Source organism: Pseudidiomarina terrestris, assembly GCF_030466405.1.
GTDB classification, from domain to species: Bacteria; Pseudomonadota; Gammaproteobacteria; order Enterobacterales; family Alteromonadaceae; genus Pseudidiomarina; species Pseudidiomarina terrestris.
In genome coordinates this window covers 215,414-227,823 of sequence record NZ_JAGGJF010000002.1, presented here as the reverse complement: position 1 = coordinate 227,823, position 12,410 = coordinate 215,414, and the positions used below count along the sequence as shown (strand labels likewise).

The 12,410-nt window shown below is 52.5% G+C and carries 10 protein-coding genes and 6 tRNA genes; 5 read left to right on the top strand and 11 right to left on the bottom strand.

Translation table 11 applies throughout. The annotated features are described in order from the left end of the window. The first annotated feature begins 87 nt into the window (after positions 1 to 87). Both J6J34_RS05365 and J6J34_RS05360 read left to right on the top strand, forming a co-directional pair. Positions 88 to 642, top strand: coding sequence for an inner membrane-spanning protein YciB (locus J6J34_RS05365; RefSeq protein ID WP_301720083.1), 555 nt, complete (start codon positions 88 to 90; stop codon positions 640 to 642). After that, positions 623 to 1,510, top strand: a complete 888-nt coding sequence (locus tag J6J34_RS05360) for an alpha/beta hydrolase family protein (RefSeq protein ID WP_301773827.1) — start codon at positions 623 to 625, stop codon at positions 1,508 to 1,510. Before J6J34_RS05365 ends, J6J34_RS05360 begins: the two co-directional genes overlap by 20 nt. Here J6J34_RS05360 and J6J34_RS05355 read toward each other — a convergent pair. Together J6J34_RS05355 and J6J34_RS05350 are read right to left on the bottom strand one after the other, a co-directional pair. Next, the gene (locus tag J6J34_RS05355; RefSeq protein WP_301898614.1) at positions 1,491 to 4,004 is read right to left on the bottom strand and encodes an ABC transporter permease; all 2,514 of its coding nucleotides are present in this window, start codon (positions 4,002 to 4,004) and stop codon (positions 1,491 to 1,493) included. The two genes, J6J34_RS05360 and J6J34_RS05355, sit on opposite strands and share 20 nt — an antisense overlap. Continuing rightward, complete coding sequence (locus J6J34_RS05350; protein ID WP_301720080.1) at positions 3,994 to 4,674, bottom strand: ABC transporter ATP-binding protein; 681 nt, start codon at positions 4,672 to 4,674, stop codon at positions 3,994 to 3,996. The genes J6J34_RS05355 and J6J34_RS05350 overlap by 11 nt, the downstream gene beginning before the upstream one ends. Before the next feature lie 2 nt (positions 4,675 to 4,676). Here J6J34_RS05350 and J6J34_RS05345 point away from each other — a divergent pair, with 2 nt between their 5' ends. After that, positions 4,677 to 5,297 carry an arylesterase gene (locus J6J34_RS05345; RefSeq protein WP_301720079.1) on the top strand — a complete coding sequence of 207 codons (621 nt, stop codon included), beginning with the start codon at positions 4,677 to 4,679 and terminating at the stop codon, positions 5,295 to 5,297. A gap of 37 nt (positions 5,298 to 5,334) precedes the next feature. Here J6J34_RS05345 and J6J34_RS05340 read toward each other — a convergent pair. From J6J34_RS05340 to gltX, 6 genes are all read right to left on the bottom strand, one after another. After that, positions 5,335 to 5,410: transfer RNA gene (locus J6J34_RS05340), tRNA-Glu, on the bottom strand. Positions 5,411 to 5,440: 30 nt separating this feature from the next. Then, positions 5,441 to 5,516 (bottom strand) — tRNA-Glu (locus tag J6J34_RS05335). A 36-nt stretch (positions 5,517 to 5,552) separates the two neighbouring features. Continuing rightward, positions 5,553 to 5,628, bottom strand: a tRNA-Glu gene (locus J6J34_RS05330). 37 nt (positions 5,629 to 5,665) lie between these two features. Then, positions 5,666 to 5,741 (bottom strand) — tRNA-Ala (locus J6J34_RS05325). 180 nt (positions 5,742 to 5,921) lie between these two features. After that, complete coding sequence (can, locus tag J6J34_RS05320; RefSeq protein ID WP_301720078.1) at positions 5,922 to 6,551, bottom strand: carbonate dehydratase; 630 nt, start codon at positions 6,549 to 6,551, stop codon at positions 5,922 to 5,924. A gap of 13 nt (positions 6,552 to 6,564) precedes the next feature. Then, complete coding sequence (gene gltX, locus J6J34_RS05315; protein ID WP_301720077.1) at positions 6,565 to 7,977, bottom strand: glutamate--tRNA ligase; 1,413 nt, start codon at positions 7,975 to 7,977, stop codon at positions 6,565 to 6,567. Between the two features lie 217 nt (positions 7,978 to 8,194). On the opposite strand from gltX, the gene J6J34_RS05310 reads away from it, so the two are divergent. Both J6J34_RS05310 and J6J34_RS05305 read left to right on the top strand, forming a co-directional pair. After that, positions 8,195 to 8,270, top strand: a tRNA-Val gene (locus tag J6J34_RS05310). A 39-nt stretch (positions 8,271 to 8,309) separates the two neighbouring features. After that, a tRNA-Val gene (locus tag J6J34_RS05305) sits at positions 8,310 to 8,385 on the top strand. 58 nt (positions 8,386 to 8,443) lie between these two features. Here the strand turns inward: J6J34_RS05305 and J6J34_RS05300 are convergent. Genes J6J34_RS05300 through J6J34_RS05290 form a run of 3 tightly spaced genes read right to left on the bottom strand, consistent with a single transcriptional unit; the run spans position 8,444 to position 12,302 of the window. Next, entirely contained in the window at positions 8,444 to 8,917 is a 474-nt protein-coding gene (locus tag J6J34_RS05300; RefSeq protein WP_301720076.1) for a DUF2919 family protein, read from the bottom strand. A 2-nt stretch (positions 8,918 to 8,919) separates the two neighbouring features. Then, positions 8,920 to 10,944 (bottom strand): excinuclease ABC subunit UvrB, encoded by a 2,025-nt coding sequence (gene uvrB / locus J6J34_RS05295; protein ID WP_301720075.1) that lies wholly within the window; start codon positions 10,942 to 10,944, stop codon positions 8,920 to 8,922. Next, on the bottom strand, positions 10,944 to 12,302 hold the full coding sequence (locus J6J34_RS05290; protein ID WP_301720074.1) for an MATE family efflux transporter: 1,359 nt from the start codon (positions 12,300 to 12,302) through the stop codon (positions 10,944 to 10,946). The genes uvrB and J6J34_RS05290 overlap by 1 nt, the downstream gene beginning before the upstream one ends. Positions 12,303 to 12,410 lie beyond the last annotated feature (108 nt).

Sequence of the window (12,410 nt, the reverse complement as noted above, 5' to 3'; positions counted from 1 at the left end):
GCGCTACCTTTAAGTTTAGTCATTGTTAGTGGTCGACAACAAACTTTTCTGGCAAACTCCTGTTATCGCGTTTTTTTGGATTACATCATGTTGTTTGTGCTCGAATACTTACCTATTGCGCTATTTTTTATATTCTACCTGCTGGGCGATATCTTTCTGGCGACCGGCGTACTGATGCTGGGTACTGTCCTGCAGCTGATGGCGCTGAAATTCATGCGTGAGGTCATCACGCCCCGCCACTGGATCATTCTGTGCGTGGTGTTAATTTTCGGCACCGTCACCCTGTTACTACGTGACGAATGGTTCATAAAGCTCAAAGTTTCTGTCATTTATGTTGCCATTGCGCTACTCCTGCTGATTGGACTCTGGTGGAAAAAACGCAGCCCGCTGCAGCACTTTCTGGGCGAAGAGATCAATCTGCCTGATTTTGCCTGGCGCCGCCTGACCTATGCCTGGGTCATCTTTTCACTCGCTCTGGCCGCAGTGAACCTCTATATCGCCGAATACTGGAGTCTCGATGCCTGGGTCAATTTCAAGGTGTTCGGAACCTTAGGTGCGACTCTGGTCTTTACCATTTTCACTGGCGCTTATATGTTTAAACATCATACGGACCGTGAAAAAGATGCCGAAGAACTTGAGTAAACGGACGCCGCTTGAGAGTGCTCCCGGCCGCACCATTTACCTCCATCACTACGCGGCCGATAATCCGGATAAAGTCGTCATTATGGCGCCTGCAATGGCGGTGCCGCATAGTTATTACGCAGATTTTTGCGCCTGGCTAGCCACTCAGGGTTTCCATGTCATCGGGTTCGATTATTACGGCATCGGTCTTGCGCAGGAGCAATCGCTGCGCCACTTCGACAGCTCTGTCACAGAGTGGGCCACCCTCGACGCCCAAGCGGTATTGGATCAATGCTTACAGGACTTTCCAAAGCTTCCAGTAGTGTGGTTCGCACATAGTATTGGCGGGCAGTTGTTCGGCATGCTGCAACATACAGAGCAAGTGGAGCGTATGGTTACCGTCGCAACCGGCACCGGTTACTGGCGTGATATGCAACCTGGTTTGAAGTACAAATCGTGGTTTTTATGGCGGGCGATCGTGCCCTGGCTGTTGCCTGTTGTAGGATATTTTCCCGGTGCACGGCTCGGTATCGTCGGGAATGTGCCAAAATCAGCTATGGCACAGTGGCGCCGCTGGTGTCTGAATTCAGACTATTTAGTCGGCGCGGAAGACCTTTATCACAACTACGCTCAGGTCGAAACGCCCATCATCAGTCTGGCCTTCAGCGATGACGAAATGCTGACCTACCGCAATATTGATAGCATGCATAATTTCTATAAAAATGCTCCGCAACGGCGCCTACGCTTTGCACCAGAGGATTTTGATCTGGACAGTATCGGCCATTTTGCAATTTTCCGCCCACGTTACCAAAAACTGTGGGCGGAACTCTTGTTACCGCAACTATCTGCTGAGCGACCAAAGGAACCAGCTAACCCAGGCGTCGAATAAGTTGTGCGGTATTGCGCCGTATCAGCCGCGCGCAGGCTAACCGCCCCATACTGCCGACGATAACAGCACCAGCTATCGGCCCGATCAACCAGAACCGCCAATGGAAAGTGGCTGCCAGTTCGAACACCTGAGTTTGCAGAATATACAAGGATAACTCCATAGCCAGCGTTGCAATCAAGCCGCTAATGGCGCCCAGGACCACAAATTCGTACGTCACACTTCGACTCAACAGCTTCGCTGGTGCCCCTAGCGTACGCAGAATCACCAGTTCTTTCTGGCGTTCTTCCATCGAAGCCTGCACCTGGGCCAGCAATACCAGAACACCTGCCACAATAACCAGGATCAGTACAAATAAGATGGCAATACTGACCTGCTCGATGACCTCACGCAACTGCTCCATGATGGCATCCAGATCAATAAGCGACACCTGCGGGAAAGGCTTAAACAGCTCGTAGAGCTCGCTTTTGCGATCTTCCGGCAAATTAAAGCTCGAAATATAGGTCGCCGGGAAATCCGCTAAGGTGGCAGTATTGAAAATCATATAGAAGTTGGGCTGCAACGAGCCCCAGTTGACCTCGCGGACACTGGTGACAGGCACCGTAAACACCTGCCCGCCAATATTAAAGGTTAACTCATCGCCAACGCCGAGGCGCATGCGCTCGGCCACCTCACTTTCAATCGACACCTGCGGTTGCGGATCATCCCCCCACCACTCGCCAGCCACGACGGTATTGTTCGGCGGCAAGGTATCCCGCCAGGTCAACGACAGTTCCCGCCCGAATCCCTCGCGTTGCTCCGCTGCAGGCGCAGTCTCGCCTTCAGCTTGCTCTTTCGAGACTTCATCCACCACAGCCACATCGTTGACCGCAGTCATGCGTCCGGGGACGATAGGGTACATCTCGTTTATTTCAAGATCCCGCTGCTCAAAGCGCGCTTTTAGTGGTGCAACGTTCTCCTGAGCTACGTTGACCAAAAAGAAGTTTGGCGCATCATCTGGCAATTGCTCCTGCCAGTCCGCTAACAGCTCATGCCGCAGCGCGAGCACCAGCAGCAGCAGCATGATGGCGGTGGAGAAACTCAGCATCTGCACGCTGTTTGCTTGCGCACGACGCTGCAAGCCCGCCATAGCCAGGCGCCAGGCACTACCCGCCTGCATCCCCGCCTGCCGACTGGCACGAATAAAGAAGCGACTGACGAACAGCAGCACCACAGCCGCCAGTGCCCCACCGGCAAATAATGCCGTCGACAACAGCCACTGCTGACTGTAAAGCCAGAGCAACAGATAAATGGTACCGCCCGACGCCACCCAATGTAACCAGCGCCATCGATCGGTGCCTGTCATTTCGCGATTAAGTACCCGCAGCGGCGGTATTTCGATAAGCCGTAATAAGGGGTACAACGTGAACATCACCGCACTGACAAGACCCGTGCCGGCCGCTAACAGGTAACCGCGACCACTGCCCGCTGGCAGGTTGACGTCAAAATAGCGGGCGACCAGATCCACCACTTGCCCCTGAATCAACCAGCCGAGCAGCAAGCCCGTGGCGATGCTGAAACCGGTTAACAGCAGCAAATGCAGAATAAAGATCTTTTGGATCTGTCGGCGTTGCCCGCCAAGCGTCTTAAAAATAGCGACAACGTCGTAATTTCGTTGGCAATAACGTTGCGCAGCAACCGCTACCGCCGTAGCGGCCAGCACCACGCCAAGCAGGCTGGCGAGCAACATAAAACGCTCGGCACGGCGCAAGCTACGGGCCAATGGTGAATCCCCGTCCTCGATGCTACGCCAATTATGAGTGTCGTCATTGAGTTGCGGTTTGAGCCACTCCTCGTAACGCATTAAATCATCATTTTCTCCGGCAAAAAGAACATTGAACCGCACCCTGCTGCCGGGTTGGATCAAGCCTGTCGCCTCGAGTTCGCTGTAGTTGATGAGCACGTTGGGGCTGTCAGTAAACACTGAGAAACCAACATCAGGCTCGTAAGTGAGCACCCGTGTCACCTCAAACTCACTGTTACCGATCTCTAAGGTATCGCCAACACTTAAATTCAGCTCCTGAAACAACGCCGCAGCGACCCAGGCTTCGCCACCGGCAGGTAAATCATCAGCGACCTGATCCGCAGCAAAAGGTTGTTGTGCAGTGCGCAGCTCGCCGCGCAACGGATAACCCTCACTCACGGCTTTGACATCAACCAGAGCAAGCTCATCGTTGGCAAATGCCATGGAATTAAAGACCACCCGGTCGGCGGTCTGTAATCCCTCATCCTGCGCACGGGACAGCCATTCCTCGGGGATATCCCGGCGTGAGCTCAGCACTCGGTCTGCCGCCAGAAACTCCGCACTGCGTTCGGTCAAGCCGGCTTGCAGCCGCTCGGTAAATAACGCCAACGACAGCACTGCCGTCACCGACAACACGATGGCGGCCGCCATGATGGTCAGTTCACCCCGGCGCAACTCCTGCTTTAATAGCCGCCAGGAAATTTTATGCCACATCGCGGGTCACCTCAGTCAGCTTACCAGCTTCCATACGCAGCACCCGTTGGCAGCGCTCCGCCAACTCACTGTCATGGGTAACCATCACCAGCGTTGTGCCCGAATCCTGATTCATCTGAAACAGCAGGTCTTCGACTTTATGACCTGTGGTGGCATCCAGGTTACCGGTCGGCTCATCGGCAAATAAAATTTTAGGTGTGCCCACAAACGCCCTGGCAATCGCCACGCGCTGCTGCTCGCCACCGGACAGTTGATTCGGATAGTGAGTCAGGCGATCACCCAGTCCCACCTTACTCAGTAGCTCACGCGCCTGAGCCTCGGCCTGTTTATGGCCCGCTAACTCCGCCGGCAACATCACATTCTCTAAAGCGGTCAGGCTTGGTATCAACAGAAAGGACTGAAAAATAAAGCCAACCTTGTCGGCGCGAATTTTTGCCCGTTGCTCCTCATCCAAATCGCCCAAATTTACGTTATCTATGGAAACATCTCCGGCACTCGCGAGGTCTAAACCTGCGAGTAAGCTTAACAACGTCGACTTACCGGAACCTGAAGCACCAACAATGGCGACAGTTTCGCCAGCTTCAATTTTTAGGTCCGTAGGTTTTAAAATGTGTAGAATACCTTCACTGGTTTCTACGTCTTTTCTTAATTGAGCGGTTTGAATAAGCATTTATGAAAAATTTCCTAATAAAATTTGGATTTATCGTCGCATTATTAGTACTTGTACGTCCAGTTTACGGAAATGTCTCACTGGTCGTTTTAGGCGATAGCCTAAGTGCCGGTTACGGCATGTCGCAACAACAGTCGTGGGTCGGCGTGTTGCAGCAACGCTGGCAACAAACGCACCCGTCGATCGAGCTCATCAACGCCAGCATTAGCGGTGACACCACTCAGGGCGCCTTAAACCGTCTCGAGGGGATTATCAAAACCCATCAGCCCGATGCTGTGTTCGTTGAACTCGGTGGTAATGATGGTCTACGTGGCTTCACGCCAACTACGATCAAATCTAATTTGTTACAAATCATCAATCGGTTGCAAGAGGAGAATATTAAAGTTGCGGTGAGTCAGATCATAATTCCGCCGAATTACGGCCGGCGCTACAGCGATATGTTTGCAGATATCTTTCCGGAATTGGCGACATCGACAGATACCCTGTTGATCCCCTTCTTTATGGAGCAAATCGCCACCAAGCCAGAATTGATGCAGAATGATGGTATTCATCCGAATGAAGACGCACAGGATGATATCGCTGACATCATGGAGCCGCATCTGCTGAAGCTTCTTAGCAGGTAGCGTATTCAACAGAGAGAAAGGTAAAGCAGATAAGAAATGGCGTCCCCTAGGGGATTCGAACCCCTGTTACCGCCGTGAAAGGGCGGTGTCCTAGGCCTCTAGACGAAGGGGACCCCGGACTGGTCTTAATCGATTACTTTAAATGGCGTCCCCTAGGGGATTCGAACCCCTGTTACCGCCGTGAAAGGGCGGTGTCCTAGGCCTCTAGACGAAGGGGACCCCGGACTTGCAATCGGCTGGTTGCGTTGAGTAAGTTGGCGTCCCCTAGGGGATTCGAACCCCTGTTACCGCCGTGAAAGGGCGGTGTCCTAGGCCTCTAGACGAAGGGGACGCGTATCTTACTTTGCAACAAAAGTGCTGAAGTGAATTGGTGGAGCTAAGCGGGATCGAACCGCTGACCTCTTGCATGCCATGCAAGCGCTCTCCCAGCTGAGCTATAGCCCCAGTACTTCAGTACCCTGACAGCGGGGCGAATTCTATGGTAATTCGCTGCTAACCGTCAACCTTTTTTTTGGCAAAATGAAGCGTTTGCTCCATTTTTAGGCAGTTCGCGCAAAAGCTCACCAAAACACGCCAAAATTAGCCAATAGGAATCGTCATGCCGGTCAATGCCGGTCACGCTGACTAATCCTCAAAATGATAGATCCGCTCCAGTGAAGCACGGTCACGCACGGTTACGTCCATGTCCCGCACCAGACCATCTTCCAGGCTGTAAACCCAACCATGAATCGCCAGTTCCTGTCCTCTATCCCAGGCGCTTTGGATAATGGTGGTCTTAGCCAGGTTACGCACCTGCTCAATCACGTTCAACTCGCATAAGCGATTTACCCGTGCTGTCTCATCCAGTGCTTCAAGTTCGTCATGATGCTCACGGTAAATATCTTTAATCGGATACAGCCAGTGATCGACCAAACCGTGGGAACAGCTCTCTGTGGCCGCGCGTACACCGCCACAGCCGTAATGCCCTACTACCAGAATGTGTTGCACCTTTAACGCATCCACGGCGTACTGAACGACCGACAGACAGTTAAAATCAGTCTGAATAACCTGGTTGGCGACGTTACGATGGACAAATAACTCGCCCGGCGCTAAATCGACCACCTGATTCGCAGGTACCCGGCTATCCGAACAGCCAATCCACAAGTAGTCTGGTGTCTGCTGATTGACCAGATTTGCGAAAAATTCAGGGTCGAGATTCAGCTGACGCTCCGCCCAACCCTTATTATTCGCAAGTAACTGTCGAATTTTCGGCATTCAGTTGTTGTCCTTATTGTTGCGCTTGTTCACGCTCACTTATAAAGGTAATCGCGCGAGCAATACGGGCCACAACTTGCTCCTGCTCGATTAACTCAAGCGTCACATCAAGTGAAGGTGAGTTGCCGGAGCCGGTCGCTGCCACTCGCAATGGCATACCGACTTTACCCATGCCAACCCCTAAATCATCAGCGGTCGCTTGAATAGCAGCTTGAATCGATGCGGCATTCCACTCGGTCAGGCTCGCCAGTCGATCTTGCACAGCTTCGAGGGCTTCGCGGGCAACAGGCCGCAAGTGCTTTTTCGCCGCAGCTTCATCAAAGCTCTCATAATCTTCGTAGAAATACCGCGCTGAGGTGGCCATTTCCTTCAATGTTTTCACGCGATCAGCCAACAACGGAATGATTTTTTCTAACGCAGGGCCTTTGGTGACATCAATCGCCTGGTCACTGAAGTGCCATTGCAAGTGCTCAGCCACTTCACCAACTGGCAGGGCTTTCATGTAATGTTGGTTAAGCCAGTTTAACTTCTCGGTGTTAAACGCTGACGCGGCTTTGTTGACGTCATCCAGACGGAAATACTCAATCATCTCATCGACGCTGAAAATCTCCTGATCGCCATGCGACCAACCCAGTCGCACCAGGTAGTTCATCACCGCTTCCGGCAAGTAGCCATCATCGCGGTATTGCATCACGCTAACCGCACCGTGACGTTTCGACAGTTTCTTACCATCATCGCCAAGAATCATTGAGACATGAGCATATTCAGGCACTGGCGCACCGAGCGCTTGCAGAATATTAATCTGGCGCGGCGTATTATTAATGTGATCTTCCCCACGCACCACGTGGGTGATATTCATTTCCCAATCGTCAATTACGACACAGAAGTTATAGGTGGGGGTGCCATCGCTGCGCGAGATGATCAAATCATCAAGTTCGGTGTTGGCAAATTCGATTGGCCCACGGATATGGTCGTTAAACTTCACCGAACCCGTTTGTGGGTTGCGAAAACGCACCACATAACGATCGCCACTGACATTGGGGTTATCACGACAATGACCGTCGTAACGCGGCTTTTCGCCCTTCTCCATTTGCTCTTCACGCATTTTTTCCAGGCGCTCAGTCGAGCAATAGCATTTATAAGCTTTGTCTTCTTCTAACAGCTTGTCGATAAAGTGCGTGTAGCGGTCAAAGCGTTTGGTTTGGTAGTGTGGACCTTCGTCCCAGTTTAATCCTAACCATTCCATGCCTTCCAGGATGGCGTCGATTGCCGGCTGAGTAGAACGTTCGCGATCTGTGTCTTCAATACGCAGTACGAATTTCCCACCGGCTGCTTTGGCAACCAGCCAGGAATAAAGTGCCGTGCGCGCGCCGCCGACATGTAAATATCCAGTTGGACTAGGGGCAAATCGGGTGACTACCGTCATAATAGTTGCATTCTCCGCATCAGTCGGGTTATTTTGCAGCGTAGTTTACCAATAACCGCGCGACCTCGCATCACTGGTTTTGGTGAAACCTTTGTTATTCGTCAATCAATCTTTGCCGAATTGGGCAAAAAGACAGCAGTCAGAACATAAGGGTGATATTTTTTATTGACAGGGCAGCGTAGCTCCCTATAATACCGCCCCGCAACGCAGAGAAAACGGATGGTTAGCTCAGTTGGGAGAGCATCGCCCTTACAAGGCGAGGGTCACTGGTTCGAGCCCAGTACCATCCACCACTCTACGCCTTTGTGAAACGTTGCAAGCACTACCCAGATGGATGGTTAGCTCAGCTGGGAGAGCACCGCCCTTACAAGGCGGGGGTCACTGGTTCGAGCCCAGTACCATCCACCACTTCTCAGGTATTACTTCGCCCACAGCCTGTGGGAAAAGCTCTCAGCGCACCTTCGTGTCAGTCACTTGCAGCAACAAGTTCGAAAAACCGTTTCAAATGACGCGAATACAGCAGTAACCAGAGCGCGATCAGCCACGCAAAAATAATAAACGCTTTCACAAAAGCAAAGTGCGGCCAGTTGGCAATCACTAAGCTACCAATCAAAACACCATCGGCAAGCCAGCTGAGCCACAATAATGCAGGCGCAATACGAGCAAACTTCGGCACCCAAGCGGGCATCTCGGCTTTCACCTGGGTCAACATCACCACCACCGCCAGCGCCGGCAGGCCGACACTTAGGGTCAAGACAAACTGTTCGGTATTCGAATAGAAAAACTGCAGCAAGCGGGAACGATCTTCACTAAAGGTGAGCGATATAATCCACGCCAGATAGCCACGCAAAAACAATCCCAACACAAAAATCAGTGCCAAAGGTGTACGTAGCTGACCGTCAGCTGTTAAATAATGTTCATCGCCCCGTTGCAGCTGCATGCTTAACCCAACAGTTTCAAGCGTTCACGCAGCGCACCAACGTCATCTCGAAGCTGCGCCGCTTTCTCGAATTCAAGGTCTTTCGCGGCTTGGTACATTTCTTTTTCGGTACGCTCCAGCACTTTCATCAACGCGACCGGATCGTTCAGATTGACATCGTACTTCGCTTCCGCCTCGGCCACAGCTCGACGCTCATCATAGCTCTTACGCCGTTTTCTCGCGCCGCCTAAATCCATCACGTCAGTCACACCTTTGGTCAGCCCTTTCGGCGTAATACCATGTTCCAGGTTGTACGCCACCTGCTTCTCGCGGCGGCGATCCGTTTCATCAATCGCACGCTGCATCGAGCCGGTAATTTTGTCGCCATAAAGAATGGCTTTACCATTGACGTTCCGCGCCGCCCGACCAATGGTCTGGATCAAGGCACGATCAGAGCGCAAGAAGCCTTCTTTGTCAGCGTCGAGAATCGCCACCAGACTAACTTCCGGCATGTCCAGACCTTCCCGCAGCAAGTTAATCCCGACCAGCACATCGAATTCACCCAAGCGCAAATCACGAATGATCTCCATACGCTCAACGGTGTCGATATCCGAATGCAGATAGCGAACTTTAATGCCATGCTCGTCCAGATAGTCGCTAAGGTCTTCCGCCATTTTCTTGGTTAGCGTGGTCGCTAATACGCGCTCTTTGCGCTCCACGCGCAGTCGTACTTCCGACATCAGATCATCCACCTGGGTGCCAACCGGACGCACTTCGATGACAGGGTCAATAAGCCCAGTCGGCCTTACCACTTGCTCGATAACCTCACCTGCGGATTTTTCAATCTCGTATTTGCCAGGGGTCGCTGAGACATAAATGGTTTGCGGTGCGATGGCTTCGAATTCGTTAAATTTCAACGGCCTGTTATCCAGTGCCGATGGCAAGCGGAAACCGTAATTCACCAGATTTTCTTTACGCGAGCGGTCGCCTTTGTACATGGCGCCCACTTGCGACACTGACACATGCGACTCATCGATGATCAGCAAGGCATCATCGGGCAGATAATCCAGTAAGGTCGGTGGCGGCTCGCCTGGCGCCCGCCCGGACAGATAGCGGGAATAGTTTTCGATACCCGAGCAATAGCCCAGCTCCAGCATCATTTCAATATCGTACTGAGTACGCTGGGAAATGCGCTGCTCTTCGATCAGCTTGTTAGCGTCCAGCAGTTCCTGTTTGCGGTCTTTAAGCTCTTCTTTGATTTGCTCAATGGCCTGCAAAATGGTTTCCCGGGGCGTCACGTAATGGGTCTTGGGGTAAATGGTCGCGCGGGCAACGTCAGCCTGTGTCACCTGCCCTGTCAGCGGCTCAAAAAAACTGATACGGTCGATTTCATCGTCGAACAGCTCAAGGCGCACGGCCATTTCTTCCGACTCCGCCGGGAAAATATCAATCACTTCGCCACGTACCCGGTAGGTGCCGCGTTCAAAGGCCGCGTCATTACGCTTGTATTGTAACTGCGCCAGGCGGCGCAGCACGTCGCGCTGGTCAATGATGTCACCGCGGCGCAGGTGCAGCATCATTTTCATGTAGGATTCAGGGTCACCCAAACCGTAAATACAGGACACCGACGCCACCAATACCACATCGCGGCGCTCCATCAGGGCTTTAGTCGCTGACAAGCGCATTTGCTCAATATGGTCATTAATCGAGGCGTCTTTCTCAATGAAGGTATCCGTGGTCGGCACGTAAGCTTCGGGCTGATAATAATCGTAATACGAAACAAAATACTCTACCGCGTTGTTGGGAAAGAACTCTTTCATTTCCCCGTACAACTGCGCGGCCAATGTTTTATTGTGGGCCAGGATCAGCGTTGGCCGTTGCACCTGCTGAATGACATTGGCCATGGTGAAGGTTTTACCTGAGCCGGTCACCCCAAGTAAGGTTTGATGCGCAAGACCCGCTTCAAGATTATCGACCAGGCTTTCGATGGCCTTGGGCTGATCGCCTGCAGGTTGATATTCAGAGACTAATTCAAACGCACGTGCCATCAGGCAACCTCCTCGTTTCGTTGTTTCCGCAGTCCGGCCTGGAACCAGCGCCAGGCAATACCAGCAGTCAGCACATTGGCGACCACTCCACCGATGAACAGTCCGGGAATATCAGCAATCAGCGAGCCGATGTAACTCAGTGGTACGAACATAACGAATAACCGCACAATACTTAACGCCAGCGCCGACATCGGCTCGTGCATGGCGTTAAAACTGGAGTTCGTCAAAATAATGATGCCTTGCATACCGTAGCCCAAGGGCATGATGTAAAGAAATAACCGAATTAAGCGAGCCACTTCCGGGTCGTCGGTAAAAATTTGTGCGATATAAGGTGCGCCAACCGCCAGCACAACGTAAATCAGTAATTGCACCACAATGACACTGCGTAAGGCTGTGTTATAGGCATCGCGCACCCGCTCAAACTGCATAGCACCCAGATTCTGGCTAATCAGCGGCGGCAGACTCATCGACAGCGCCAGAATGATCACGCTGGCCAAGGATTCCAGCCGTGTTCCCACGCCAAAAGCCGCCACCGCAGGTGCGCCATAGGCTGCGATAATTGCGGTCATCACTGCCATCGCCAGTGGCGTCAGCATGTTCGCACCGGCCGCTGGCAGGCCAATGTTTAAAATCTGTTTGGCGGATTTCACCGGGTGCGCGTGTTCAGGTACCTTGAAACTGATTAAACCTTTGTAGTGCAGGTACCACAGCACTAACACCGTGCCAATAGACCAGCTCAGGACACTGGCCAGCGCCGCGCCCTGCACACCCATGGCGGGTATGGGGCCGAAGCCGAAAATTAAGATGGGGTCAAAAATAGCATTGAGCAAGCCGCCGGAGGCCATAATGATCGAGGGTGTGCGAGTATCCCCCGACGCGCGTAGCACCGCATTGCCGACCATAGGGATCACTAAAAAGGTCGCGCCCGCGAACCACAGGATCATGTACTCGTGGATCAATGGCAATAACCGTTCTTGCGCTTGTAAGGCAGCGAAGATCGGATCCATAAGCAAGAAACCGAACAAGGATAAGCCAGCAACAAGGAGAGCGGAAACCGCCAGCGCTATCACGCCGTCGAAACGCGCATGAGCTTCATTGCCGGCACCGCGCTTACGTGCCAAAACCGCCGAAGTACCGACGCCTAAACCAATCGCCAGACTTACGACACTAAAGGTGACCGGAAAGGTAAAGCTCACTGCAGCCAGGGGATCTGTGCCAAGCATGCCGACGAAGAAGGTGTCGACCACGTTAAAACTGATCAGGGTCAGCACCCCAATCACCACAGGCCAGGTCATCTGCCAGAGCGTTGCCGGAATTGGATCATTTGTCAGTGATTTTGCCGATACTGCTGAGGCCATTCAGAGTTCCATTTAAACCAGTGGTTGCGCGTTCATTTTCAGTCGCACGGTCAGACGTATACGAAGTCAGCTAGTGTAACGGATTTCCCTGATTGACGCTATGTGAGC

Coding starts and splice junctions, on each gene's coding strand:
- J6J34_RS05365 (WP_301720083.1), top strand. CDS start 88: ATGTTGTTTGTGCTCGAATACTTACCTATTGCGCTATTTTTTATATTC.
- J6J34_RS05360 (WP_301773827.1), top strand. CDS start 623: ATGCCGAAGAACTTGAGTAAACGGACGCCGCTTGAGAGTGCTCCCGGC.
- J6J34_RS05355 (WP_301898614.1), bottom strand. CDS start 4,004: ATGTGGCATAAAATTTCCTGGCGGCTATTAAAGCAGGAGTTGCGCCGG.
- J6J34_RS05350 (WP_301720080.1), bottom strand. CDS start 4,674: ATGCTTATTCAAACCGCTCAATTAAGAAAAGACGTAGAAACCAGTGAA.
- J6J34_RS05345 (WP_301720079.1), top strand. CDS start 4,677: ATGAAAAATTTCCTAATAAAATTTGGATTTATCGTCGCATTATTAGTA.
- can (WP_301720078.1), bottom strand. CDS start 6,551: ATGCCGAAAATTCGACAGTTACTTGCGAATAATAAGGGTTGGGCGGAG.
- gltX (WP_301720077.1), bottom strand. CDS start 7,977: ATGACGGTAGTCACCCGATTTGCCCCTAGTCCAACTGGATATTTACAT.
- J6J34_RS05300 (WP_301720076.1), bottom strand. CDS start 8,917: ATGCAGCTGCAACGGGGCGATGAACATTATTTAACAGCTGACGGTCAG.
- uvrB (WP_301720075.1), bottom strand. CDS start 10,944: ATGGCACGTGCGTTTGAATTAGTCTCTGAATATCAACCTGCAGGCGAT.
- J6J34_RS05290 (WP_301720074.1), bottom strand. CDS start 12,302: ATGGCCTCAGCAGTATCGGCAAAATCACTGACAAATGATCCAATTCCG.